The organism is Crystallibacter permensis, assembly GCF_025960875.1.
GTDB classification, from domain to species: domain Bacteria; phylum Actinomycetota; class Actinomycetes; order Actinomycetales; family Micrococcaceae; genus Crystallibacter; species Crystallibacter permensis.
Genome location: NZ_JAODLR010000020.1, coordinates 53300 through 77519, shown reverse-complemented (window position 1 = coordinate 77519; position 24220 = coordinate 53300). Strand labels below are relative to the sequence as shown.

Genomic DNA, 24220 nt, shown 5'->3' with positions numbered 1-24220 from the left:
CCACCTGGGCCAAGTAGCCAGAAAACCACCTACGAATAACGCCGGAATCCCCGCAAACACGGGGATTCCGGCGTCTCAGACAGACGTAACTTCGGCTTAGGCCAGGGCGCCCCTTTCACCTAGCGCAAAAAGACGCCGGCCGTTCAGATCCGTAAGTACGGAACTGAACGGCCGGCGTCGCGCGTTGGAAAGAGCTGTGGCGGGACTAGCCCACCAGGACGCTGGCTGCGCCTTCCATGTGTGCGCCAATCGTCTCGGTGGCCCTCGTTGCATCCCCGGTTTCGAGGGCGTCGACGATGTCGCTGTGCCGCTTGACGTCCATGTTGCGTACGGCGCGTTCCAGGCCGGCGAACATGATGGACATGCGGATGTTGCCCTCCAGAGAGCGCCAGGAGTGCAGCAGCGTTTCGTTGCCCGTGAGCCGGCACATGGTCCGGTGGAAGTTCAGGTCCGCTTCGATCCGCCCCTCCAGCCCGTCTTCGGCAGCCTCGGCCATTTCGTCGATGGCTGCGCGGAGTTCCTTGATGACGCTGGCGCGGTCCTCCAGCGCACAGAGCTCGCGCGCGGCCAGGGACTCGAGTGCGGCGCGGACCGAGAAGATGTCGCGGATCTCCTTGGCGTCCAGGTGGCGGACCGAGAGCCGCCCGCGCGCCCCGGCGGAGATCAGGCCTTCCTGCTGCAGCTCCCGCATCGCCTCGCGGAGGGTGCCGCGGCTGATCTGCAGCGTCTCCGACAACTCGGTCTCCACCAGATGCGTGCCCGGAGCCAGCTCACCGGTGGTGATGGCACGGCGCAGTGCGGCCAGGGCCTGCTGCCGGAGGCTGGTTTTTTCCAGCCCGAGCAGCGACATCGATTCTGCAGCCATGGTGTTCAACTTCCTCAGGGGTGGCCGGGAACGACTGTTGACAGTTGTTCTGTTAACAGTCGATCTTACGGCCGCCCCGGGGCTCACCGCACTCATCACACCTCAAGTTCGCGGAGAACCGTGGCAATGATGCGGTCCACGGAGAGTCCGTAGCGCTCGTGCAGGGTGGGCAGGGCGCCCGCGTGCAGGAACTCGTCCGGCAGAGCAACGGGGACAATCCGCTTGCCCAGTCCCGCCTTGACCACCTCGGCCGCAACGGTTTCGAACAGTCCGCCGATGACGGTGTGGTTCTCCAGTGTCACCACCAGCCGGTCGGTATTGACCTCGGCCAGAACGGTTTCGGCGTCGAACGGTTTGATGGTCGGGGTATGCACCACGGCAACGTCCACGTTGTGCGCGGCCAGGTCCTTCGCGGCCTGCAGCGCGCGCATGGTCATCAGCCCGCTGGAAACAAAAACGACGTCGGCGCCGCCGCGCAGGACCTTGGCCTTGCCCAGTTCGAAGGTGTAGCCGTACTCATCCAGCACGGTGGGCACGTTCCCGCGCAGCAGGCGCAGGTAGGTGGGGCCCTCGCCGGCGGCCAGCTGCGGCACGGCCTGCTCGATGTCCACGGAGTCGCATGGGTCCACGATGGTCAGGTTGGGCATACCGCGGAAGATCGCCATGTCCTCGGTGGCCTGGTGCGAGGGGCCATAGCCGGTGGTCAGGCCGGGCAGGCCGCCCACGATGTTCACGTTCAGGTTCGGTTCGGCCGCATCCAGGCAGAGGAAGTCGTAGGCCCTGCGCGCGGCGAATACTGAATAGGTGGACGCGAACGGGACCAGCCCGGTCTGGGCCATGCCGGCCGCGGCGCCGAAGAGCAGCTGCTCGGCCATGCCCATCTGGAAGAACCGTTCCGGATAGGCCTGGGCAAAGATGTGCATGTCCGTGTACTTGCCCAGATCCGCGGTCAGACCGACAATCTTCTCATTCTCCTGCGCGGCCTTCACCAGCGCGTGGCCGAACGGGGCGGGCGCGGTCTTCTGCCCTGGATCGGCGAAGGAGGCGATCATCGCCGAGGTCTTCAACCGCGGCTTGGCGGGGGTTGCGGCGGTGGTACTCACTTGGTTTCTCCTTCGTACCCGGCGGTCAGCTGCTCGCGGCAAAGCTGCCATTCGTGTTCCTCGATGCGCATAAAGTGTGCCTTTTCGCGGTTCTCCAACAGCGGCACGCCGCGGCCAACCTTGGTGTCGCACAGGATGACCGAGGGCTTGCCCTCGGGCCCCGCTTGGGCGGCCGCCGCGTCGAAAGCCGCCAGCAGGGCGCCCATGTCATTGCCGTCCACCCGCTGCACAAACCAGCCGCAGGCAGCCCACTTGTCCGCCACCGGCTCGGTGCGCAGCACGCTGTCGGTTTTGCCGTCCGCCTGCAGCGCGTTGATGTCCACCATCGCCGTCAGGTTGCCCAGCTGGTGGTGGGACGCGCCCATCGCGGCCTCCCAGGTTGAGCCTTCGTCCAGTTCGCCGTCGGAAAGGAAGTTGAACACGCGCGCTTCGGACCCCTGATAGCGCAGCCCCAAGGCCGTACCGACGGCGATCGTCAGGCCGTGTCCGAGCGATCCGCCGGAGATCTCCATACCGGGTGTGTAGGTGGACATGCCGGACATCGGCAGCCGCGAATCGTCCGATCCGTAAGTGTCCAGTTCCTCGACCGGAACGATCCCGGCTTCGGCCAGCGCAGCGTAGTGGCCGATGGCGTAGTGCCCGGTGGAGAGCAGGAACCGGTCACGGCCCTCCCACTCCGGGTCCTCGGGGCGGTGGCGCAGCTGATCCGCGTACACCGCGGCGAACATGTCGGCGGCGCCCAGGGCCTGGCCTACGTAGCCCTGGCCCTGCACCTCCCCCATGTTCAGGGCGTAGTGCCGGATCCGGTAGGCGGCGGCCTCGGCCCGTTCCCGCCGGGACCCGGTGGTCTCCGGACTGTGGATGCTGGTTGTCAGTGTCAACGTGGATTCCTTAGGTGAAAAAGTACGACGGCGAAAAGATCAGATGCTTACTTTGGCCGGACTGGCAGTAGCTTCGGCCTCGTCCGCCAATTGGCGTTCCCGCTTGCCCCAGGTCTCCCTGGTAATCAGCGCGGCCCAGAGGCCGATGGCGCCATACGCGCTGAACAGCAGTGCCGGACCCATCCAGCCCAGGGCAATGAACAGCAGCGTGGTGATGAACGGGGTGAAGCCGGAGACCATGGCGGAGATCTGGTAAGCCAGCGAGGCACCGGAGGCGCGGGTCTTGGCCTGGAACAGCTCCGGGAACCACGCTCCCTGGGCGCCGGCCAGGGAGTTCTGGCAGACAGCGTAGGAGAGCACAATCGTGGCGATGACGAACAGGAACATGCCGGTATTGACCATCAGGAACATCGGGATACCGAACAGGACAGCGAAGGCGCAGGAGAAGATGTAGAGCGGGCGCCGGCCGATCTTATCGGTGAGGCGTCCCCACGCCATGGTGGCGAAGATTCCGATGCCGGACGCGATGCAGAGGGCAGTCAAGGTCTCGGTATTGTTAGCCAGTTCCGCGGTGTGCAGGTAGGAAATCATGTAGGTGATGGAGACGGCATAACCGGCCGTCTCGGCGATCCGCAGGGCAATGCCCCGGAGAATGGTCCGCCAGTCGGTACGGATAACTTCGACGATCGGGGACTTGACGATCTCGCCGTGTTCCTTGACGTCGTCGAACACCGGGGACTCCGGAACCTTGGATCGGATAATCAATCCGACAGCTACCAGCACAATGCTGGCCAGGAACGGCACGCGCCAGGCCCATTCGTTGCCCAACTGGACGCTGAAGAGGAAGACCAGGTTGGCCAGTAGCAGACCGACCGGGAAACCGGCCTGGACAATGCCCGTGTACTTGCCCTTCTGTTTCCACGGGGCGTGTTCGTAGCTCATCAGGATGGCTCCGCCCCACTCGGCACCGAACGCCAAACCCTGGATGATGCGCACGAAAACCAGCAAGGCCGGCGCAAGCAGCCCGACCTGCTCGTAGGTGGGCAGCAGGCCGATGGCGAAGGTGGCCAGGCCCATCAGGATCAGCGAGGCGACCAGGACCGGTTTGCGTCCGACCTTGTCACCGAGGTGGCCGCCGACGATACCGCCGAGCGGACGGGCCGCGAAACCCACGCCCAGGGTGGCGAAGGCCGCCAGTGTTCCGGTCAGCGGATCCGCGCCGGGGAAGAACGCCGTGCCGAAGTAGAGGGCCGCGGCGGTGCCGAAGCCGATGAAGTCGTAGGTCTCGATGACCGCACCGACACCTGAGCCGATGGCGACGCGTTTGGCGTCTTTGGTGCCGTGAACGGGTCCGCGCATTGTCAGAGCTTCGTTGCCCATGGAATTACCTTTCGAAGCGATGCCGGAAGCGGGGGGAGTCCGCTTCCGGCACTGTTGACAGTCAACAGGATATGCCAACCAGTGTGAGTCGCGCCACTCAACGATGTCAACAGTCAACACAAACTTTATTCAAAGGTTGACTGTTGACAGTCAACTCCTTTAGCGTGGTTCGCATCACAACTTCTCACAAGGCGCGGATGCATTGGCCGCCGGCCCTTAGAGGCGTTCCGACTTTCGCAAGGGACCAAGAATGACGTTCCATCCCCGTTTAGGCTGCTCCACCATCAGCTTCCGGCATTTGGATCTGCCGGCTGCGCTGGAGACCATCGCCGGGCTCGGGTTCACGGAGATTGACCTCGGTGCGCTCCCCGCAGTCTGCGACCACGTGCCCTACATTCTCGACGAGCCGGCGGTTGCTGCCGTCGCCAAGGCCGCGGCGGAATCTGGCCTGCAGGTTCGCTCGATCAACGGCGACGTCGGCGACCTCAACCGGCCGCTCAGTCCCCAGGCGCGGGTGGAGCGGACGCGGCACCTGGACATGCTGCTCTCCCTCGCCGAGCAGACCGCGGCACAGGCCCTGGTACTGCCCTGCGGTGCGCTCGATCATGAACCCGTAGGCACCCTTGACGATGACCTGGACCTGGTGGCGGCGGAACTTACCGCAGCCGCCGTACGGGCGGCAGGCACCGGCGTCGAAATTTGGACTGAATCCCTGCACTTGTTCCGGCTCTGCTTCAATACCGAGCGCGCGCAGCAGCTGACCGACCGGCTGGTGGGCAGTGGCGTGGGGCTGGTCATGGACTTCAGCCATATCGTCGCGTCCGGCGGCAGCCCGGAAGACTTCATCAACCGCTTCCATGAGCGGATCGCCCACGTCCATCTGCGCGATGCGGTGCCCGGGGACATCAACCTGAGCATCGGCAACGGCCAGGCGGACTTCGCCGCCGGGCTGAAGGCGCTGGCGGACAAGGGCTACACCGGCCACTTTTCACTTGAACTCGAGACCCGCGACGTCACCAACGATCAACGCCCTGCCGCCGCAGCCCGCGCCGCGGCAGCCATCACCAACCTCATCTAACCCTGCATCACAGCACCCAAGGAGACATCATGACCACCATCCAGCGCACCGCCGTCATTACCGGAGCCACCTCGGACCGCGGCATCGGCATGGCCACCGCGCGCCGCTACGCCCGCCTAGGCTGGGCCGTCGTCGTTCTGGACCTCGACGGCGAAAAATCCGCCAAGGTGGCCCGCGAGATCGGCAACGAGCTCAACGTGCCTTCCTTCGGCCACGAGATCGACGTGACCAGCGAAGATTCGGTAGCCGCAGCGCAGGCCGCGGTGGAGGCGGAAGTCCGCGCAGGCAATCTGCCCGCGGTGGGCGCGTTGGCCAACATCGCCGGCATCACCTCCCCCGTTCCGTTCCTGGAGACCAGCCTGGATCTGTGGAACAAGGTCATGGCTGTCAACGCCACCGGCACTTACCTGGTCACCAGGGCTTTCCTCCCCGGAATGCTGGAGAACAAGTGGGGCCGGATTGTGAACATGTCCTCCGTCTCCGCCCAACGCGGCGGCGGCGTCTTCGGCAAGGTCCCCTACTCCTCGGCCAAGGCGGCCATCCTCGGCTTCACCAAGGCCCTGGCCCGGGAGCTCGGCGACAGCGGCGTGACCATCAACGCCGTTACCCCCGGGGCCGTGGACACCAACATCCGCGTCGGCACCACCCCCGAACTGGAAGCCGCGATCGCCCGGGACATCCCGCTGGGCCGCACCGGCAGCACCGAGGAAGTCGCCGCGGTCATCACCTTCCTCTCCAGTGAGGACGCCTCCTACCTGACCGGCTCCACCTTCGACATCAACGGCGGAAGCCACATGTACTAGGCCGCATAGCGCCGGCCCCAGCTCCATCCGTCCCGCCCTGAGGAAACCATCATGACCAGAATCTTCAATGACCCGGCTGTCTTCGCCGACGAGGCGCTGCAAGGCTTCTGCGATCTCCACGCCGACCTGGTCCGCCAGGTCGACGGCGGAGTTGTCCGCCGTCGCCGTCCCGCCCAGCCGAAGGTCGCCGTCATTGCCGGCGGCGGCTCCGGCCATTACCCCGCCTTCGCAGGTCTGGTGGGCCGCGGCTTTGCCGACGGCGCCGTGGTGGGGAACATTTTCACCTCGCCATCGGCGCAGCAGGCGTATTCGGTGGCCCGGGCCGCAACGTCCGGCGCCGGCGTGGTTTTTACCTACGGCAACTATGCCGGGGACGTGATGAACTTCGGACTCGCCAGCGAAAGACTGGCGGCCGAGGGCATCCCGGTCGCCAACGTTGTGGTCACGGATGACATTGCCTCGGCGGTCCCCTCCGAAACGGACAAGCGCCGCGGTATCGCCGGCGACTTCACGGTTTTCAAGATCATGGGCGCGGCCGCAGAAGCCGGCGCTCCGTTCGACGACGTGGTCCGGCTGGGCCGCAAGGCCAACAGCCTGACCCGCACCATCGGCACCGCCTTCGCCGGCTGCACCTTCCCCGGCGCGGCCGCCCCGCTGTTCGCCATCCCGGACCGGCAGATGGGACTCGGACTGGGCATCCATGGCGAGCCCGGCCTGTTGGATACCGCAATGCCTTCCGCCGTCGACCTCGGACATGAACTTGTGGCACGGGTCCTTGCCGAGAAGCCCGACGGCGGCGGGAACCGGATCGCCGTCATCCTCAACGGCTTGGGATCCACCAAGCACGAGGAGCTCTTTGTCCTCTGGCGTACCGTCGCCGCGCAGCTGCGCGAGGCCGGTTGCACGCTGGTGCTTCCGGAGGTGGGCGAGCTGGTCACGTCACTGGACATGGCAGGGGTCTCGCTCACCGTCACCTGGCTGGATGAAGAGCTTGAGCTGCTGTGGGCCGCTCCGGCCGAAACACCGGCCTACCGCCGCGGCGCACTTTCCGCCGCCGTGGACGGTACCGACGCTGACGATCCTGCCGAATCCGCAGAACCGTTGCGCACCGTGGTTCCGGACTCCACGACCGAATCCCGGGAGTTTGCGCAGCATTGCGTTGCGGCTTTGGAAACTGCCCGGCTGACCCTGCACGAGGCTGAAACCCGGCTGGGTGATATGGACGCCGTGGCAGGCGATGGCGATCACGGGCGGGGCATGGTCCGCGGGATCGATGCCGCGTTCAACGCCGCGGTTTTGGCGGCAGACAATGGTGCGGGCGCCGGAACTGTGCTCGCCGCTGCGGGAGATGCCTGGGCGGCGAAGGCCGGCGGCACCTCCGGCGTGCTTTGGGGCGCCGGACTCCGCGCCTTCGGCGAGACGATTGGCGATACTTCGGTCCCTTCCTCCGCAGTACTCGTGACCGCGGTGCAATCCTTCACCGACCGCATCCTCACGCTCGGCAAGGCGGAACCGGGCGACAAGACCATGGTGGATGCCCTCCTGCCCTTCCACCGGACCCTGACGGAAGCGGCTGCACGCGGCACCGGTGCGTTCTCCGCTTGGGAGCAGGCCTGCCGCGCCGCGGCCGGGGCGGCCGAAGCGACTGCTGCCTTATCACCGCGGAAGGGCCGGGCCCGGCCGCTGGCCGAAAAAAGCATCGGTACCCCGGATCCGGGTGCCACCTCGCTCGCCATGGTGAGCGCCGCCGTCGTACGCCGTTTTACTGCACCCGCGCCATCAACTGCTCATTCCACAGCCAGCTAAGGAAAACCATGACACTGCGAGTGATTCTCGGCTCGGACGAAGCCGGCGTCGACTATAAGGACCAGGTTCTGGCGGACCTGCGGCAGGACCCGAGGGTGGGCAAGGTCGTCGACATCGGTGTCAACCGCGCCGATGAAGACTTCACCAAGGCGTACCCGTACATCGGCATCGCCGCGGGCGAGATGATCCGCGACGGCCTGGCCGACCGCGCTATCCTCTTCTGCGGCACCGGCCTCGGTGTGGCCATCTCCGCCAACAAGGTCGAGGGGATTCGCGCCGCCACCGCCCATGACTCGTTCTCGGTGGAGCGTTCCGTCCTTTCGAACGCCTGCCAGATCCTGACCATGGGCCAGCGGGTCATCGGGCTGGAGCTGGCACGGCGGCTGGCCAAGGAATGGATCGGCTACACCTTCGACCCGACCTCGGCCTCCGCCGCCAAGGTCCAGGTGCTGGCAGAGTTCGAGGGTGCGGCCGCCCGCGGCTGAGGTCTTACTTCAGGCCGGGGCCTTTGGATGTCAGGCGTGGGACCGGCAGGGTCAGGCGTCGGACCGGCAGGGTCAGGCGTCGGACCGGCAATGTCAGCCGCGGGACTGCAGGCACGCCACGTCTTCCAGTCGCGGATAGGCGGCTTGGGTTCCCTTCTTGGTCGCGGCGAGGGCAGCTGCGACCGAGGCGAAGGCGGCAGCCTCGGCCAAGGTCTCCCCCGCCGCAAGCCGCGCCGCGAGTGCGCCGGTGAAGGCGTCACCGGCACCGGTGGTGTCCACGGCGTTGACCTTGGTGGGGGTGATCCGGGTGATCCGGCGCCCCTCCTCGGCGGAAGAGTCCAGCACCACGGAGCCATGGGCGCTCAGCGTGACCACGGCGCGGTCCAGCCCGTGGTCGGCGAACTTCAGCCGCACCTGCTCCCAAGCGGCGGCATTCGCAGCGGCGCCGGGCATCTCTGCTCCATCCAAGAACTGCGAAGCCTCGTGGGCGTTCACCAGCAGCACGTCGCTGGCCTCGGCCAGGCTCTGCGGTATCGGCGCGAAAGGCGAGAGGTTGAGCAGCACTGTTGCGCCGGCGTCGTGCCCTGCTTTTGCCGCCGCCTCCACGGCATCCAGTCCGACCTCGAGGCAGAGGCAGACCACGGCGGCACCGTCGAAAACATCCTTGGCGGCGGCCACGTCCGCCGGACCCACCGTGCCGTTGGCGCCGGCGGAGATGACGATACTGTTCTCCCCCGCGGCATCCACGGTGATGACGGCGACGCCGGTCTCCGCATCGGCCGTACGCCGCACGCGGGAAACGTCCACGCCGGCCCCGGCCACGGAGGCCAGCAGCATGTCCCCGTTGGAGTCCTCGCCCACGGCCCCGATCAGGGCGACATTGCCGCCCAGCCGGCCCGCGGCCACCGCCTGGTTGGCGCTCTTGCCGCCCGGATTCACGGCGAAGCCTTCGCCGTGCAGGGTTTCACCCGGGTTGGGCAGCCGCTCGGTGTAGATGGTCAGGTCCGCGTTCAGCGAACCAACGACGACGATGCGTCCGGCCTGCGGGTTCACTTTTCCACCTCGGCGTCGACGGGCTTGGGGATCAGCAGCGAGGCCGCGAAGGCCGCGACTGTGATGACCAGGCCGACTACCACCACCGTGAGGTAGGAGGCGCGGTCGCTCAGGGCCGAGGTGCCCACGAGCACCGCCGGCAGCACCAGGAAGCTCAGCCCGGCGCCGAGGTTGAAGGCGCCGGCGTTCATGCCGGGCAGGAAGCCGGGGTTGCCCGGGGGCGAGAGCACTACGCCGAGTCCGTTGAGCATGATGTTCGCGGTGCCGGCGTACATGATGCCGAGAAGCGCGGTGCCAGCGACCATCAGCGGCAGGCTGTCCAGGCCGAACAGCACGATGATGAGCAGGGACACGATGCTGCCGATCATGCCGATGCGCAGCACGTTGGTGTAGCCCAGCACCGGGGCCAGGCGGCCGCTGATGGGGCCGAAGACCCAGCCCAGCAGCGCGTAGGGAGTCAGGATGAGCAGCGCGGTTTCGGTGGGGCCGATGCCGAAGCCGGGGGCGGCGGCCTGCACGTAGGCCGGGACAATCCCGTTGATGACGGCGAAGATACCGGTCATGGTCAGGACCGTGGTCAGCAGCGGGGCCCAAGTGGAGCGCTGGCGCAAGTGGACAATCTCGACCATCGGTTCTTTCGCGCGCTTTTCGGTGGCCCAGAAGCCGGCGAACGCGGCGGCGGCCACGGCAATCAGCACCAGCGAGAGGATCAGCGTGCCCACGGAGAACGCACCGACCAGCTTGGCGGCCTCGTTCAGGGCGGTCAGCAGGGCGCCGACGGCGACAACGATGAAGACGACGCCGGTCCAGTCCATCCGGGTTCCGGCCTGCGGCTTGCTCTCGGGGGTCAGGACGGCGACGAGGACCGCGGCGATCACGCCGAGGACCACCATGAACCAGAAGATGCTGCGGAAGCCGTAGTGCTCGGCCATGTAACCGCCGAGGAAGGAATCGACGCCGGCCACGCCGCCGTTGACCGCGAGGATGACGCCCATCAGCGTGCCGTAGGTGCGCAGATTAGGCACGGCGGTGCGCAGCATTATCAGGCACAGCGGCACGGTGGGGCCGCTGACACCCTGGATGATCCTGCCCACGAAGAGCCAGGTGACGTCCGGGGCCAGCGCCGCGATCACGGAGCCTGCGGCGGTCAGCAGCATCATGCCGACGAGGATGCGCTTCCGGCCGACGATGTCGCTGAGCCGGGGCAGGAACAGGGAGAACAGGGCGGCGGTGGTGAAGAACCAGGTCTGGGAGAGGCCGATCGCGGCCTGGTCGGTCTGCAGTTCCTCGCCCATGGTGACCAGGGCAGGGCTGAGCATGGAGGCGTTGAGCTGGAAGGCCACGCAGGCCGTCAGCAGGGCGACCATCAGGGCGGTGGTTCCGCCGCGGGAGGTCTTGGTTTCTTCGAGAACGGCGCTCATTTCGCTGCCATCCCGGTGGTGACGGGGGCTACGCAGGCGGGTGCCGCCGTCGTACTGGTGTTGGCTGTGCCGAGGTCTACCTCGCCGATCCGGACCAGCGCTTCGGTGACCAGGTTCCAGAACTTGGTGCGGTCCAGCTCCACGGCCACGGAGGTGTGGCAGTCCGCCGGTGCGGGGGCGCGGAAGTCGGCGACCGTCATGCCCAGGGTCAGTTTGCCCTGCAGCTCGATGTCCACCGGGACCTTGCGGGTGGTCATGACGGTGGGGTCGATGACGTACGCGACGGCGCACGGATCGTGGACCGGCGGGTAGTCGAAGCCCTGCGCGTCCTTGTAGGTCTGCGCGAAGAAGTCCATCAGCTCGCGGACAAAACGGGCCGGGCCGGTGCCGACGGTTTCGATCTGCGCGACAACCTCGGGGGTGGCGAGCGCCTGGTGCGTGAGGTCCAGCCCCACCATGACCACGGGCCACTTCTCGTTGAAGACGATGTGCGCGGCCTCGGGGTCGATGATGATGTTGAATTCGGCCACGGCGGACCAGTTGCCCACGTGGTAGCCGCCGCCCATCAGGACAACCTCCTTGACGCGCTCCACGATGCGCGGCTCCTTGCGGGCTGCCATCGCGATGTTGGTGAGGCCGCCGGTCGGGACCAGGGTCACGGTGCCGGGTTCGTGCGCCATGACCGTGTCGATGATGAGATCGACGGCGTGGCGCGGGTCCAGCTCGATGTTTGATTCAGGCTGCGCGGGGCCGTCCATGCCGGACTCGCCGTGGATGTCCGGCGCGGTTTCGATGGTGCGCACCAGCGGGCGGTCGCAGCCGGCGGCGAACGGGACACCGGTGATGCCGGCGATGGTGCCCACGGCCAGGGCGTTCTTGGTGACCTTCGCCAGCGTCTGGTTGCCGACGACGGTCGTCACGGCGAGCAGCTCGATCTCCGGGTTGCCATGCGCAAGGAGCAGCGCCACGGCGTCGTCGTGCCCCGGATCGCAGTCCAGGATGATCTTCTTCGGTCCAGGGGTCACGGAAGTGGCGTCCATGTTTTCTCTCCACGTCATCGGGGCCCGCCGCGGCGGGATTCAGTCACAGGAAGTGTGACACCTCTCCTCCAGTAACGTCAAACGCTTGACGTGAGTGACGTCAAGCGCTTGATGCCTTGTGGTGTGTGGGCGTGCTTATCATGGGCTCATGGATTCTGCGCCCCCTCCCAAGCAGTCGCTGTCTCCCGCTCGGCGGGTGACCGCGGCGATGGTGGCGGCACGCGCCGGCGTCTCCACTGCGACGGTTTCCCTGGTGGCCAACGGCAAGACGCGCGGCCGGGTCTCCGAGGACAACATCTCCCGGGTCCGGCAAGCCATCGCCGAACTCGGCTATGTGGTGGACAGCGTGGGCAGTTCCCTGGCGAGAGGCGTCAGCTCCATCGTGGTCCTGGTGGCGCCGGACATTTCCAACCCGTTCTTCGCCAAGGTCATCGCCGGCGTCCGCGAGTCGCTCGGCGCGGACTTCCAGCTGCTGCTCTCCGTCACCGAGGCCGGTGAGTTCCCGCGCGCCGACGACATCCGCCGGATCCTCGCCCTGCGCCCGGCCGGCCTGCTGGTGGACGCCCCCGATGCCGCGTTCCTCGAAGACCTCTCCACCACCGGCCCCATGGTGCTGCTCGACGCGCCCGGCTTGGAAGCCTACGCCCCGTCGGTCAACCTCGACGTCGCCCACGGCGCGCGCGAACTCGCGGCGCATCTGGCCGCTGCCGGACACCAGCGCGTGGCCTATCTGGACAGCGTGACCGGCACGGCCACGTTCGCCATCCGCCGGACGGCGTTCCTGGAGGAGGCCGCCGAGCGCGGGATGACCGTGGATCCGGCGCACCGAATCAGCACCACGATCGACGTCGGGGCGTCGGCCGAGGCGTTTGCCGCCGCGTGGCCGCAGTGGCAGCAGGCCGGCGTCACCGCCGTCGTCTGCGCAACCGACACCCACGCGTACGGCGTGCTGCAGGAAGCCCGCGTGGCCGGCGTGCGGATCCCGGACGAGCTCGCCGTCGCCGGTTTCGACGACCTGCCCTACTCCGCCACCAGCAACCCCGGCCTCACCAGCGTCCACTTGCCCGCGGCCCGCCTGGGCCTCAAGGCCGGCGAACAGCTGCGGGGCCTGATCGAAGGCCGCGACCTCGAGCAGCCCCAGCTCACCCTGGAGAGCTCACTGATCGTGCGCGGCTCCACCGCGCGGTCCACCGCCAGCTGACTAACGACGGCGGCACCCGGCTTGTCGGCGTCAGTCACCTCAGGCGCTGGCCTGCCGGCGCACCATCTCGTTGATCCAGCTCGGCGCAAACGGCGAGGTGCAGTTCGGCGGCGTCGGGTAGTCCTTGAGTACTTCCAGGCGTTCGCCGATATCGAGCGCCCGGGCACGGTGCTCGGCGTGCTCTATCCCGATCTGCGCCAGCGTATGATTCATGGCCCACTGCAGGCGGTCCGGCGCGTCCTTCATCTCGGCTTCGATGGTGTCGAGCAGCCCCGCGAGGTCGAGCCCCTCGGGCTTCTTCGCCACCCGCTCGGTGGTCAGCGCCCAGCCAGCACTGGCGACCACCGGATCCGCATCCGCGGTCCACTTCACCCGTAATTCCTCGGCGTGCGGGCTCTTCTTGACCACGTAGTTCACCAGCCAGTCGTGCACCTTGGGTGCCCGCGACTCGCGCAGCATGGCGTCCAGCTCGTCCTGCTCGAAGGCTTTGGGCCGGCAGATCAGCAGGGCCAGCAGCCGCGCCGCGGTGTTGTCCGTCGCCCAGAGCTCGCGGGCGAGGTCCTGCTGCGTCTTCAGCCGCTTCGCGACCGCCCGAAGCTTGCTGAGGTTCACGCCGTGGTCGTCGCCGCGCTTCTCGTTCGCCTCGCGCATCTTCGGATCCTCCAGCGCGGCCAGCTCGGCCATCACCTCGGCCACTGTCGTCTCAGACATTCCACCCTCCCGCTTACTCACGTGTTTGATCCAGCCTACGGCTACGGCGATGAGCGCCTGCGCCGGGACGACGCGGAGACCGTGGCTTATTTGAGGAACTTCGACGTCCTTCGGTCCGCCAGCAGCTTCCCTCCAGTCTGGCAGGTTGGACAGTACTGCAGCGAGGAATCCGCGAAGGACACCTCCCGGATGGTGTCCCCGCACACCGGACAGGCTTCGCCGGTGCGGGCGTGCACCTGCATCGCTTTCCGTTTCGAGTCCTTCAGCTCGACCGCGGGGCGGCCCGAAGCGCTGGCAATCGCGTGCGCCAGCACGGCGTGCATGGCCTCGAACAGCCTCGTCACCTCGTCGGGATCAAGCTTGGCGGCGTTGGCGAACGGTGACAGGTGCGCTGCGTGCAGGATCTCGTCGCTGTACGCGTTGCCGATGCCGGCGATCGCCGACTGGTCCCGCAGCAGACCCTTGATCTGGCCACGATGCGAGGTGACGATCTCCGCGAAAGCCGCATAGTCGACATCGAGCGCGTCCGGCCCCAGCCGCGCGATACCGGGCACGTCGAGGGGATCCTTGACCACGTAGACAGCCAGCGACTTCTTCGTGCCGGCTTCCGTCAGGTCGAGCCCCGGCTTCTCCTCACCCTCGGCCGCGAACCGCACGCGCAGCGCCATGGGCCCCTTGCCCGGCCGCAGCGGCCCCGGTTTCAGTGTGTCGGACCAGCGGAGCCACCCCGCCTTCGCCAAATGCATCACCAAGTGCACGCCACCAGCTGAAAGGACTATGAACTTACCGCGGCGCTCGACGCCGGACAGCGGCTCGGCGCCCAACGCGTCCAGCGGGACGTCCGCGGTTTTCAGCACCGAGAAGGAAAGCACCTCCACTTGGGCGATCGTGGCCGGCGCGGCGCCAGGCGGAAGGAGTTTCAGCCGCAGGAAGTCAACGAGTCCCTGCACTTCGGGCATCTCGGGCATGCACCAACCTTATTGCAGGAATTACGACGGCGGTGCTTGCCTTTGCGTTCCGATGTCTACATCCCGTCCGGTGCCCGCCCCACCGGCTGGGTCGGCGTCGGAAGCAGCGGATCCGGCGTACAAAGCGGAGCTACCGCGGGCTGTCCGGGTGCCACGTTGTAGTCCTTGCCGTCGATCGACACAACGATCTCCGTCTCAAAACCAGGTGTCGCGGGGAGTTCGTCGAACAGCCGGACGACCGTGCCCGCGGCGGTGGTCTCCACACCCAGGCGGTGTCCCCGCCACTGGAAGCGGAAGGCGATGCGCCCAAGCCGCTCGGGCAGCCGCGGGGCCAACTGGAGGACACCGCCTTCGAGCTGCAGCCCGCCCAGACCGCAGACCAGGGCCAACCACGCTCCGGCCAGCGACGCGAGATGCAGCCCCTGCTCGCTGTCCTGCTGCAGATCGCGCAGGTCCACCAAGGCTGCCTCACGCAGGTAGGCGAGCGCCAAATCAAGGTGCCCGGCGCGAGCGCAGACCACGGCCTGGGCTGCGGCTGACAGGGAGGAGTCGCGGACGGTGCGGGCCTCGTAGTAGTCCAGGTTCCGGGCCGTTTCCTCCGGCGTGAAGGCGTCGGAACACCACCACAGGGCCAGCTCCAGGTCTGCCTGCTTGATCACCTGGCGCCGATAGATCTTCGCGTAGTGCGCATGGTTCTGCACCGGGTAGGCGTCCTGCCGGTCCTCGAACTCCCATTCGCGGTAGGTGGTGAACCCCTCGTTCGCCGGATGCACCCCGAGGACGTCGTCGTACGGGACGTACATCGAGTCCGCAGCCTCCCGCCAGTTCCCCAGCTCCGCCGTCGTTACCTGGAGCCGTTGCGCCGCCGCCGGGTCGTCGTCGCACGCGTCGGCTGCCCAGCGCAGGTTCCGCGCGGCCATGAGGTTGGTGAAGACGTTGTCGTCCACGACGCCGGTGTACTCGTCCGGACCTGTCATGCCATACAGATGGCAGCGTCCCTCGTGGTCGCGGTGCAGCATCCGCGCCCAGACACGCGCGGTTTCCACGAGAACGTCCAGTCCACCGACGTCGTCGAGGTTTCCGCCCGTGGCATCCGTCCAGAACGTGAAGGCCCGGGCGACGTCGGCGTTGATATGCGCCGCGGCGGTACTGGCGGGCCAGTAGGCGGAGGCTTCCCCGCCGTCGATAGTCCGCCACGGGAAGGAGGCGCCTTCGAGTCCCAGAACCTGCGCCCGCTCACGTGCCTGGTCCAGCCCGGATGACCGCCAGCGGAGCATCCGCACTGCGTCCTGGGGCCGCAGCAGGGCCATGGAAGGGATCAGGAAGCCGTCGATGTCCCAGAACGTGTGCCCGCTGTAGCCGTACCCGGTCAGGCCCTTGGCGCCCACCGGCGCGTGGTTGACGCACGCGGAGGCCTGCAGCAGTTGGAACAGGTCGAAGCGCAGGGCGTGCTGGAGTTCCGGATCCCCGTCAAGCTCCACGTCCGCGGCATCCCAATAGTCATCGAGGACGCGCCGCTGCTCTGCCAGCAGCCCCTCCCAGCCCAGCTGCCGCGCACTATCGAGTGCCGCCGCAGCCTGGTCACGCAGGTCCGCGGCGGGATCCTCCCGCGACCAGGCATGGCTGACATACTTCACGAATCCGACGCTTCCGCCCGGCGACAGCTCGGCCACGACGCTCGTGGCAATCTGGTCCGCGCTATCGGTGGTGTGCACGTCAGCGCCTTCCGGCAGGACAAGTTCATGCTCGACGGCGGCGGCCACACAGGTTCCGCTCCCCCGCGTGCGGTGCACCAGGTGGCCTCCGGTTCCGTGCGAGCCGCGCAGGCAGGGCTCGAAAGGGCGGCGCAATGCCTGGTCTACCCGGGGATCGCTGTTGTCCACCGGCGGCGGCGTGCCGTTGACCGTGAGTTCCGAGCGGATCGCAACTTTCACCGGCTGGTCCACGGCCTGCACCTCATAGCGGATGGCCATCGCCGAGCGGTGGGACAGCGACACCAGGCGGGTGGAAACCAACCGCATCCGGGCGCCGCTCGGGGTGCGCCACTCGAATTCGCGTCGCACCGTGCCGTCCCGTAGGTCTAGCACCCGTTCGTGCTTCCCCTCGGACGCCTCCCGCACATCCAACGGCACGCCGTCGACCAGGAGCCGGATCACGGTCCCGTCGGCCACTCCGATCATGGTCTGGCCGTACTCGGGGTGCCCATAGCCGCCTTCGGGATAGGACAGCGGGTGGTATTCGTAGACGCCGGCCAGGAACACTCCCCGCGACGCGCTGGGCTGCCCTTCGTCCAAAGTTCCGCGGAATCCTACGTAGCCGTTCGCCAGGGCGAAGACGGACTCCGCCACTCCGAGGGATTCCGGATCGAGGGAGGTTTCGCTGACCTGCCAGGGATGCGTTGTGAAGGTTCGGATAGCCACAGAACTACGCTATCCCGTCGTGGCTGCAGCTTCCTCGTAGGCACGGCGCGCCTCGGTACGCAGCCGGTCCGCGTCAAGCTCCGGACGGCCGCCAGGCCTTCGTACAACGTCCGCCGCCGCCACGGCGGCCCACCATGCGGCAAGCTCGGGTGTTTCTCCGGCCAGCAGCGCCATAGCCAGCGCCGCAACGAAGGAGTCGCCGCCGCCGGTCGGATCCACGGCTTCCTCACCCAACAGCGGCAGGACCACGTGTCCCGCCGGCCAGGCCACAACGTCGCCTCCGCCGCCGGAAACGGACAGGGCGACAACGCGCGGGCCCTGGCCGAGAAGCTCCTGCGCCGCCCGGACCACTTCCTCCGCGCCATCGGGTTTCCAGCCGACAAGCGCCTGGATTTCGGCGGAGTCGGCCCGCACCACATCCGCTCGCGCCAGCACCCGCCGGCGGGTCTCCTCATCTGCCGGCGCGCCATCGGCGACCACCAGGGCGTCCTCCGCGCACGCGTCGAGCGCGGCGGCCACTGCGGGGCCCGGTTGCTGGAGCTGGACCAGGACAGCGTCGGCGGAACGCAGCGACTCCCGGCACGCCTCCACGTCATCGGGGCGAAGCAGCACCTGGTCATCGACGTCCTCGACCAGCCGTCGGACACCCGGCGGCCCGACGAGGTCCAGCAGCAGTGGAGTCCGCGCGCCCGCGCGCCGCACCACACCCGCCATCCCAATCCCGTCGTCCGCGGCCTGCTCAAGCACTTCCCGCCCTGCGGCGTCATCCCCGACAACGCCGATCAGTTCCACGCGCGCACCGAGCTGCCTGCAGGCAACGCCCTGGTTCGCCCCCTTGCCGCCCAGCATCTCCTGCCGCTCGCGGACCGTGGCCGAGCCGCCCTCGTCCGGCACCTCGTCGATGGACAGCACGAGGTCCCGCGCCACCTGTCCCACCACGACTACCTTGCGTTCGCTATCCTCCACTTGCGCCTCCTGGTCGGGTTCCGGCTACTGGCTTCATTCTGCCCCGAATTACGACGGCGGTGCTTGGCTTTACGGTTAAGGGGAGAGTCCCTGCCACTTCTGCCACCTCTGCCAAGGAGAACGCGCGCATGACCGCACCGAAGACCATCGTCATCACCGGCGCGAGCGACGGCATCGGAGCGGCCGCCGCCCAAATCCTCCATGCCCAAGGCGACAGGGTAGTCCTCGTCGGGCGATCACCGGAGAAGACCGAACGCGTGGCCAAGCCGCTGGCCGCCGACTGGTTCACCGCCGACTTCCAGGACCTCCACCAGGTCCGCACCCTCGCCAAGACCCTGAAGGCCAGCTACCCGCGCATCGATGTCCTGGCCAACAACGCGGGAGGTCTCTTCGCCGGCCCCGAACGCACCGGCGACGGGTTCGAGAAGACGTTCCAGGTCAACCACCTGGCGCCGTTCCTGCTCACGCACGAGCTCCTCGAAGTCCTGCTCGACAGCCGCGCCAGCATCGTCAACACCTCAAGCGTCGCGGCCAAGCTCTTCGGCCGGATCAACATCGACGACCTGAACACCTGGAACGGTTTCACGCCGAACAAGGCCTACGGCAACAGCAAGCTCGCCAACATCCTCTTCACCCGCGGCCTGCATCAGCGCTACGGCGCACAGGGCCTCTCCGCGGTGGCATTCCATCCCGGAAACGTCGCCACCAACTTCGCCGCGGATACCACCAGCTACCTCCGCCATGTCTACCGGACCGCGCTCAGCCGCTTCCTCATCTCGCCCGAGCAAGGCGGCGCCAACCTCGCCTACTTCTGCACCGGCACGCCCGGCATCGACTGGGAATCCGGCCGCTACTACAGCGACCGCCGCCGCATCAGCCGCACCAATCCGCAGGCCGCCGATGACAGCCTCGTCCGCCGGCACTGGGAAGCAAGCGCGCAGATGCTCGGCCTCCCCGCCTGACCTTGCGCCACGTACGACGGCGGCCGCCCACCTTGTGTGGACGGCCGCCGGTTCCGGAAAGGGGAAGCTTAGGCGTTCTGCGTGATCCGCACGGTGTTGCCGGAGGGGTCCCGGAACGCGCAGTCGCGTGGCCCCCACTGCTGCTCCATCGGCTCCTGCAGGACTTCGCCCCCGGCAGCCACCAGCTTCTCGAAGGCGGCGTCCAGGTCGTCGGTGCGGAACACGATGATCGGCAGGACGCCCTTGACCAGCAGTTCCTGGAGGATGTCGCCGTCGGCCTGCGAGCGGCCGGCGTGCGGCGCGGACAGCACAAGCTCGGCGGCGGGCTCCTCGGCGCTGCCGAGGGTGACCCAGCGGAAACCGTTGCCGGACACATCGTTCCGGACTTCCATTCCCAGTCCGTCGCGGTAGAACGGGAGGGATTCTTCGGGATCGTTGACGGTGATTTGGCAGTACTGCAGTGAAATAGTCATGTAGCCAAGCTACGTCCGCGCTGAAGTTGCCGCTTCTTCAATCCTGCTCGATCCGAACCGCGGCGGCCGGGTCAGCAGTTTGGCGATGCACTGCGGCATCGCCTCCATCGCATCATGCTCCCGGCCCCGATAAGCGCTCGGAGTCTCCCCCACCATTTCGGTGAAGCGCGTGCTGAATGACCCCAGCGACGTACACCCCACCGTCATGCACGTGTCGGTGACGCTCATGCCGGAGCGCAGCAACGCCATGGCCCGCTCGATCCGCCGGGTCATCAGGTAGTTGTAGGGCGTCTCGCCGTACGCGGCCTTGAACCGGCGGGAAAAATGGGCGGACGACATCAGCGCCCTGGCCGCCATCGTCGGCACATCGAGCGGCCGCGCGTAGTCCCGGTCGATCAGGTCCCGCGCGCCGCGCAGATGGGCCAGGTTGGCCAGTTCATCAGGGGTCACAACTTGAGGCTAGCGCCACCTGCAGTTGCAGGGAAGACGTTCGGTGGTCCCGCGTGGCATATGGTTTTGTTGGACCCGGACAGCTCCGCCCGCGGCGCCGACGCCCCACCAACGCCAAGGAGACTCCTACGCACCGCCCATCAGCCGCCCGCCCCGCCCTGCCCTGGGTGATCACCGGGATTGTGGTCCTGGCCCTGAACCTGCGCGCCCCGATCATCGCCCCGACGGCGGTGATCGGCGAGATCCAGGCCGGCACCGGCCTCAACGCCATCGGCGCCGGCCTGCTCACCGGACTTCCGGTGCTGCTCTTCGCCCTGGCCACCCCGCTGGCCACCCGCACCATCCGCCGCTTCGGCCCGGAGGCAACGGTAGTCCTGTGCCTGGCCGGTGTACTCGCCGGCACGATCATCCGCTCGGCCGGCCCCGCCGTCGTCGTACTGGCAGGGACCGCGCTCATCGGCATCGCCATGACGCTCGGCAATATCGTGGTGCCGGTCATCATCCGGCGCGACGTGTCATGGCGGCACGTCTCCACGGTCACCGGCGCATACTCGGCCGCGATGAACGTCGGCTCGATGGCCACCCTGCTGGGCACCGCGCCGCTCGCGGCACTCTTCGGCTGGCGGTGGGCGATCGCATCCTGGGGCGTGGTCATCGCCGCAGGCTTGGCCTACTGGCTGGTGTGGGGACGGCGGCAGCTTGGCACCCGAGCAGCCGCCGCGAAGTCCGCGCCCGCGGGGACCCAAACCAAGCGAACGACGGCGGAACCCGCTTCGGATGGCCCAGGGGCAGCGATGGCTGGGAACCACAACCGGCGGATTGTCGGCCTGCTGATCCTGGCGTTCTGCGGTCAGTCCGCCGCCTACTATGCCACCACCGCGTGGCTGCCCCTGTTGCTGTCCGAGACACGGGGACTGGGCCTCGCGGCGTCAGGCGCCACGGCCTCCCTGTTCCAAGTTGCCGCCATCGCGGGCGCGTTCGGCGTGCCGCTGCTGGCCGCGCGGGCCCGTTCGTGGATTCCGGTCGCGGTGATCGGGCTCTGCTGGATCACGCTGCCGATCGGACTGCTCATCGCGCCGGAGGCCTATGTACTCTGGTCGATCATCGGCGGCATTGCCCAGGGCGGCGGCTTCACCGCGATCTTTTCCCTCATCCCGCGGATCGCCCATAGCGACAAAGAGGCGGCCTCAGCCTCCGCCCGCATCCAGTCCGGCGGGTACCTGGCGGCCACCTGTGCGCCGCCCCTGGCCGGGTGGCTCAACTCGGTGACAGGCGGCTGGTCTGCACCGCTGCTCCTGGTCCTCGCCGCGACCCTGGCCTTCGCCGTCGGCGGGCTGCTGGCCGTAAGGCTATCCGAACGGCGTTAAGTGGAAGACGGCGCTAATAAATCCTGATGCCGGACGTGTCCGCGAAGGGTGGGCGGGTTCCGTCGAACCGGCCCACCCTTCGAGGTGTTCCCCCATCTACGGTTACGTATAGAGGGAGAGCGGCTGGAGTTCGCCGTGCAGATAGTAGGCGGCGACCTCGATCTTCTTGTAGTCCACGAGATCGTGCAGTGAATGTGTACGCACGTTGCGCCAGAACAGGTCCAGGCCGACGGAGCTCTTAGTCGAGCTGGCCCCGGTCACCTCGTAGATCCGGTTGGAGACCTCGATGCCGATCTCCGTGGCCACCACCTTGAGCTCCGCAATGGCGACTGCGAATTCGCCGCGCTGCTGCACGCTCAGGCTGGCGGAGCGGGCGACCTCGCGGTCATAGCGCCGGTTGAGCTTCTCGGCGAGGGCTTCGACGGCAGCCGTGCGGGCCTTGAGTTCGCCGAGGACACGCTGGAATACCGGGTCGTGGGCGTAGGTTTCGGCGCCGGAAAGGAACCAGGAGTTCTTGCGGGCAAGCAAAATCTCGCGGCCCTGCTGCAATGCGCCCTGGGCTACCCCGAGGTAGAAGTTGGCAAAGCCGAGCTGGACGCCGGGCGTGAGAAGCGTGGAGATGGGCTCGTCGGTGACCTCACCGAGGATGTCCGACGGGCGAACCGGCACGTTGGTGTACTTCACGGAGCCGGAACCGGTCAGCCGCTGACCGAGGTTGTCCCAGTCATCCACGAGCTCGAGACCTTCCCTGGATGTTTCCAGCACGAAAGCGAGGACCTTGCCGTGATCGGCACCGCCCTCGATCGCGGCGTTAATGATGATCACGTCGCCCACACCGGAGCCGGTGGAGAACCGCTTGAGGCCGTTGAGCCGGTAGCCGTCACCCTCCGGAGTCAGTACCAGCGTCGGGTCCACGGGGTTGACCGAGTCGCCCCAGAGCCAGCTGCCCTCCACGGTACGGCGCCACCAGGCGGCCTGCCCGGCGGGGTCGGCGTAGAACCCGATGCAGGCCTGGTTGAAGTAGTGGTAGGCCAGCAGCTGCGAGATGGAGCCGTCCACCGTGGCCAGGACGCGGACGGTTTCGAACGCAGCCTCGAAGTGTCCGCCTCCCCCGCCGAATTCGGCCGGGACCAGCAGGTTCAACAGGCCCGAGGAGCGCAGCAGCTCTGCTTCGGCGACCGGCTGCAGGTTGGCCCGGTCCCGCTCCAGGACGTCGACGGCCAGCTGGTCGGCCACGGATTGTGCAACGCCCCGCCAGTGCTCGAGCTCGGCGTCGTCGGCCGTTCCGGCCCAGGGTGTGCGGGTCAAGGTATCAGTCGTGCTCATGGAATCTTCCTTCGTGTCTTGGTCAGCGGGCGCCGAGAATGGCTTCGGGTGTACTGGTGGCAGCGGAATCGGCTGCGCTCGGCGATCCGGCGTAGGCTCCGCGGTATGCCGCTGCCGGATGGTTGTGAGCGACCCGGGCGTTGCCCGGCCCGTCAAGGTATTCGCGCAGGGTCGAGCCTTCGTAGTCTTCCCAGACGCGGCCACGCTTGCGTAGCTCCGGAACCACCAGGTCCACGAACTGCTCGAACGAGCCCGGGGTGATGGCGTAGGCCAGGTTGATTCCGTCCAGTCCCGCCACGTCCACCCAACGCTCGATCTCGTCGGCAACCGTTTCCGGCGAGCCGACCAGCACGGGGCCGATTCCGCCGACACCCAGGTAGTCGGCAACCGAATTAGGCGTCCAGGAACGCTCAGGATCCGCCGTCGTGAAGATGGAGAGGGCAGAGCGTGCGGCGTTGGTGTCCAGGTACTTCAACTCCTCCTCGCCGGCGTAGCGCGACAGGTCCAGACCAGACCAACCACCGTAGAAGGTCATGGCACCCTCGCGGGAGGAGTAGGACTGGTACTCGCGGTGCAGCTTCTCCGCCTCGGCGTCCGAATCGGCGACGACGGCCGTCACCAATGCGTAGAACTTCCCGGCATTCCGCGGTCGCCCGGCGGCCTCGAAGGCGTCCCGGGTGGCGTCCGTGGCCTTGCGGGTGATCTCCGGCCGAATCGAGTTCAGGAAGATGCCCTCGGCATGCTTCGCCCCGAAGGCCCGGCCGCGCGGCGAAGCGCCGGCCTGGAAGATCGCGGGTGTCCGCTGCAGGGACGGCTCCGAGAGATGGATGCCGGGCACGTCGAAGTATTCGCCGTGGTGGTTGATCGGGTGGACCTTGGACGGGTCGGTGTAGACACCCCGCTCCCGGTCCAGGACCACGGCGCCTTCTTCCCAGGAGCCCTCCCACAGCTTGTACACCACGTCCATGAACTCTTCGGCCAGGTCGTAGCGGTCGTCGTGTCCGAGTTGCCTGGTCATGCCGAGGTTGCGCGCCGCGGACTCGAGGTAGCTGGTCACCACGTTCCAGCCGATGCGACCGCGGGTGAGGTGGTCCAGCGACGAGAACTTACGGGCCAGCGCGTAGGGCTGCTCGTAGGTCAGTGCGCTGGTGACGGCGAAGCCGAGGTTCTTCGTGACCGTGGCCATCGCCGAGATCTGCATGAACGGATCGTTCAGCGGAACCTGGTCGGCGTCGAGCAGTGCGGGCGCCGACGAGTTCTTGTAGACATCGTAGATCCCCAGCACGTCGGCCAGGAACAGGGCGTCGAACGTGCCGCGTTCCAGGGTCTGCGCCAGGTCCGTCCAGTACTCCAAGGTGTTGTACGTATGGGCGCGGTTCTCCGGATGCCGCCACAACCCGGGGCTCTGGTGCGTGGGAGTGGTCATGTCGAAGGCGTTGAGGCTGATGCGTTGTGCCATGG

22 protein-coding genes are annotated in these 24220 nt (G+C 67.4%); 7 read left to right on the top strand and 15 right to left on the bottom strand.

All coding sequences use genetic code 11. From position 1 onward, the window contains the following. Positions 1 to 205: 205 nt before the first annotated feature. The 4 genes from B0G38_RS18690 to B0G38_RS18675 form a co-directional block, all read right to left on the bottom strand. Positions 206 to 865, bottom strand: coding sequence for a GntR family transcriptional regulator (locus tag B0G38_RS18690; RefSeq protein WP_264670820.1), 660 nt, complete (start codon positions 863 to 865; stop codon positions 206 to 208). Positions 866 to 960: 95 nt separating this feature from the next. Further along, positions 961 to 1917 carry a transketolase family protein gene (locus tag B0G38_RS18685; RefSeq protein WP_264670827.1) on the bottom strand — a complete coding sequence of 319 codons (957 nt, stop codon included), beginning with the start codon at positions 1915 to 1917 and terminating at the stop codon, positions 961 to 963. A gap of 47 nt (positions 1918 to 1964) precedes the next feature. After that, on the bottom strand, positions 1965 to 2849 hold the full coding sequence (locus B0G38_RS18680) for a transketolase (protein WP_413542091.1): 885 nt from the start codon (positions 2847 to 2849) through the stop codon (positions 1965 to 1967). Between the two features lie 39 nt (positions 2850 to 2888). After that, entirely contained in the window at positions 2889 to 4229 is a 1341-nt protein-coding gene (locus B0G38_RS18675) for an MFS transporter (RefSeq protein ID WP_264670819.1), read from the bottom strand. Positions 4230 to 4479: 250 nt separating this feature from the next. Here B0G38_RS18675 and B0G38_RS18670 point away from each other — a divergent pair, with 250 nt between their 5' ends. Genes B0G38_RS18670 through B0G38_RS18655 form a run of 4 tightly spaced genes read left to right on the top strand, consistent with a single transcriptional unit; the run spans position 4480 to position 8401 of the window. Continuing rightward, positions 4480 to 5307 (top strand): sugar phosphate isomerase/epimerase family protein, encoded by an 828-nt coding sequence (locus tag B0G38_RS18670; RefSeq protein ID WP_264670818.1) that lies wholly within the window; start codon positions 4480 to 4482, stop codon positions 5305 to 5307. Positions 5308 to 5336: 29 nt separating this feature from the next. Continuing rightward, positions 5337 to 6110: an SDR family NAD(P)-dependent oxidoreductase gene (locus B0G38_RS18665; RefSeq protein WP_264670817.1), complete on the top strand. Its 774-nt coding sequence runs from the start codon at positions 5337 to 5339 to the stop codon at positions 6108 to 6110. A 51-nt stretch (positions 6111 to 6161) separates the two neighbouring features. Then, positions 6162 to 7916, top strand: a complete 1755-nt coding sequence (locus B0G38_RS18660; protein WP_264670816.1) for a dihydroxyacetone kinase family protein — start codon at positions 6162 to 6164, stop codon at positions 7914 to 7916. Between the two features lie 8 nt (positions 7917 to 7924). Further along, positions 7925 to 8401: a ribose-5-phosphate isomerase gene (locus tag B0G38_RS18655; RefSeq protein ID WP_264670815.1), complete on the top strand. Its 477-nt coding sequence runs from the start codon at positions 7925 to 7927 to the stop codon at positions 8399 to 8401. Positions 8402 to 8494: 93 nt separating this feature from the next. Here B0G38_RS18655 and B0G38_RS18650 read toward each other — a convergent pair whose 3' ends face one another. Genes B0G38_RS18650 through uriH form a run of 3 tightly spaced genes read right to left on the bottom strand, consistent with a single transcriptional unit; the run spans position 8495 to position 11915 of the window. Beyond that, a complete protein-coding gene (locus B0G38_RS18650; protein WP_264670814.1) occupies positions 8495 to 9454 on the bottom strand; it encodes a ribokinase in 960 nt (319 codons plus the stop codon). Continuing rightward, positions 9451 to 10875, bottom strand: coding sequence for a uridine transporter UriT (gene uriT, locus B0G38_RS18645; protein WP_264670813.1), 1425 nt, complete (start codon positions 10873 to 10875; stop codon positions 9451 to 9453). The genes B0G38_RS18650 and uriT overlap by 4 nt, the downstream gene beginning before the upstream one ends. After that, on the bottom strand, positions 10872 to 11915 hold the full coding sequence (uriH, locus tag B0G38_RS18640; RefSeq protein ID WP_264670812.1) for a uridine-preferring nucleoside hydrolase UriH: 1044 nt from the start codon (positions 11913 to 11915) through the stop codon (positions 10872 to 10874). The genes uriT and uriH overlap by 4 nt, the downstream gene beginning before the upstream one ends. Positions 11916 to 12123: 208 nt before the next feature. Here uriH and B0G38_RS18635 point away from each other — a divergent pair, with 208 nt between their 5' ends. Further along, positions 12124 to 13116 carry a LacI family DNA-binding transcriptional regulator gene (locus B0G38_RS18635; RefSeq protein ID WP_264670825.1) on the top strand — a complete coding sequence of 331 codons (993 nt, stop codon included), beginning with the start codon at positions 12124 to 12126 and terminating at the stop codon, positions 13114 to 13116. A 39-nt stretch (positions 13117 to 13155) separates the two neighbouring features. Here the strand turns inward: B0G38_RS18635 and B0G38_RS18630 are convergent, their stop codons facing one another. The 4 genes from B0G38_RS18630 to B0G38_RS18615 form a co-directional block, all read right to left on the bottom strand. Continuing rightward, positions 13156 to 13827, bottom strand: coding sequence for a DNA alkylation repair protein (locus tag B0G38_RS18630; RefSeq protein WP_264670811.1), 672 nt, complete (start codon positions 13825 to 13827; stop codon positions 13156 to 13158). An 86-nt stretch (positions 13828 to 13913) separates the two neighbouring features. Beyond that, the gene (locus B0G38_RS18625; protein WP_264670810.1) at positions 13914 to 14795 is read right to left on the bottom strand and encodes a DNA-formamidopyrimidine glycosylase family protein; all 882 of its coding nucleotides are present in this window, start codon (positions 14793 to 14795) and stop codon (positions 13914 to 13916) included. Between the two features lie 56 nt (positions 14796 to 14851). Further along, positions 14852 to 17215: a glycoside hydrolase family 65 protein gene (locus B0G38_RS18620; protein ID WP_264670809.1), complete on the bottom strand. Its 2364-nt coding sequence runs from the start codon at positions 17213 to 17215 to the stop codon at positions 14852 to 14854. 9 nt (positions 17216 to 17224) lie between these two features. Then, positions 17225 to 18181 carry a PfkB family carbohydrate kinase gene (locus B0G38_RS18615; protein WP_264670808.1) on the bottom strand — a complete coding sequence of 319 codons (957 nt, stop codon included), beginning with the start codon at positions 18179 to 18181 and terminating at the stop codon, positions 17225 to 17227. A gap of 128 nt (positions 18182 to 18309) precedes the next feature. Here B0G38_RS18615 and B0G38_RS18610 point away from each other — a divergent pair, with 128 nt between their 5' ends. Beyond that, positions 18310 to 19143, top strand: a complete 834-nt coding sequence (locus B0G38_RS18610) for an SDR family NAD(P)-dependent oxidoreductase (RefSeq protein WP_264670807.1) — start codon at positions 18310 to 18312, stop codon at positions 19141 to 19143. A 68-nt stretch (positions 19144 to 19211) separates the two neighbouring features. On the opposite strand, the gene B0G38_RS18605 is transcribed toward B0G38_RS18610, so the two are convergent. Then, positions 19212 to 19616 (bottom strand): VOC family protein, encoded by a 405-nt coding sequence (locus B0G38_RS18605; protein ID WP_264670806.1) that lies wholly within the window; start codon positions 19614 to 19616, stop codon positions 19212 to 19214. Between the two features lie 9 nt (positions 19617 to 19625). Further along, entirely contained in the window at positions 19626 to 20066 is a 441-nt protein-coding gene (locus tag B0G38_RS18600) for a helix-turn-helix transcriptional regulator (protein ID WP_264670805.1), read from the bottom strand. 158 nt (positions 20067 to 20224) lie between these two features. Between B0G38_RS18600 and B0G38_RS18595 the strand changes: the two genes are divergently transcribed. After that, a complete protein-coding gene (locus B0G38_RS18595; RefSeq protein ID WP_264670824.1) occupies positions 20225 to 21433 on the top strand; it encodes an MFS transporter in 1209 nt (402 codons plus the stop codon). Between the two features lie 102 nt (positions 21434 to 21535). On the opposite strand, the gene B0G38_RS18590 is transcribed toward B0G38_RS18595, so the two are convergent. Both B0G38_RS18590 and B0G38_RS18585 read right to left on the bottom strand, forming a co-directional pair. Next, complete coding sequence (locus B0G38_RS18590; RefSeq protein ID WP_264670804.1) at positions 21536 to 22759, bottom strand: acyl-CoA dehydrogenase family protein; 1224 nt, start codon at positions 22757 to 22759, stop codon at positions 21536 to 21538. Positions 22760 to 22781: 22 nt separating this feature from the next. Beyond that, positions 22782 to 24218 (bottom strand): LLM class flavin-dependent oxidoreductase, encoded by a 1437-nt coding sequence (locus B0G38_RS18585; RefSeq protein WP_264670803.1) that lies wholly within the window; start codon positions 24216 to 24218, stop codon positions 22782 to 22784. Between the last annotated feature and the right edge of the window lie 2 nt (positions 24219 to 24220).

Coding starts and splice junctions, on each gene's coding strand:
- B0G38_RS18635 (WP_264670825.1), top strand. CDS start 12,124: ATGGTGGCGGCACGCGCCGGCGTCTCCACTGCGACGGTTTCCCTGGTG.
- B0G38_RS18690 (WP_264670820.1), bottom strand. CDS start 865: ATGGCTGCAGAATCGATGTCGCTGCTCGGGCTGGAAAAAACCAGCCTC.
- B0G38_RS18605 (WP_264670806.1), bottom strand. CDS start 19,616: ATGACTATTTCACTGCAGTACTGCCAAATCACCGTCAACGATCCCGAA.
- B0G38_RS18590 (WP_264670804.1), bottom strand. CDS start 22,759: ATGAGCACGACTGATACCTTGACCCGCACACCCTGGGCCGGAACGGCC.
- B0G38_RS18585 (WP_264670803.1), bottom strand. CDS start 24,218: ATGGCACAACGCATCAGCCTCAACGCCTTCGACATGACCACTCCCACG.
- B0G38_RS18625 (WP_264670810.1), bottom strand. CDS start 14,795: ATGCCCGAGATGCCCGAAGTGCAGGGACTCGTTGACTTCCTGCGGCTG.
- B0G38_RS18610 (WP_264670807.1), top strand. CDS start 18,310: ATGACCGCACCGAAGACCATCGTCATCACCGGCGCGAGCGACGGCATC.
- B0G38_RS18665 (WP_264670817.1), top strand. CDS start 5,337: ATGACCACCATCCAGCGCACCGCCGTCATTACCGGAGCCACCTCGGAC.
- uriT (WP_264670813.1), bottom strand. CDS start 10,875: ATGAGCGCCGTTCTCGAAGAAACCAAGACCTCCCGCGGCGGAACCACC.
- B0G38_RS18630 (WP_264670811.1), bottom strand. CDS start 13,827: ATGTCTGAGACGACAGTGGCCGAGGTGATGGCCGAGCTGGCCGCGCTG.
- B0G38_RS18685 (WP_264670827.1), bottom strand. CDS start 1,917: ATGATCGCCTCCTTCGCCGATCCAGGGCAGAAGACCGCGCCCGCCCCG.
- B0G38_RS18675 (WP_264670819.1), bottom strand. CDS start 4,229: ATGGGCAACGAAGCTCTGACAATGCGCGGACCCGTTCACGGCACCAAA.
- B0G38_RS18655 (WP_264670815.1), top strand. CDS start 7,925: ATGACACTGCGAGTGATTCTCGGCTCGGACGAAGCCGGCGTCGACTAT.
- B0G38_RS18670 (WP_264670818.1), top strand. CDS start 4,480: ATGACGTTCCATCCCCGTTTAGGCTGCTCCACCATCAGCTTCCGGCAT.
- uriH (WP_264670812.1), bottom strand. CDS start 11,915: ATGGACGCCACTTCCGTGACCCCTGGACCGAAGAAGATCATCCTGGAC.
- B0G38_RS18660 (WP_264670816.1), top strand. CDS start 6,162: ATGACCAGAATCTTCAATGACCCGGCTGTCTTCGCCGACGAGGCGCTG.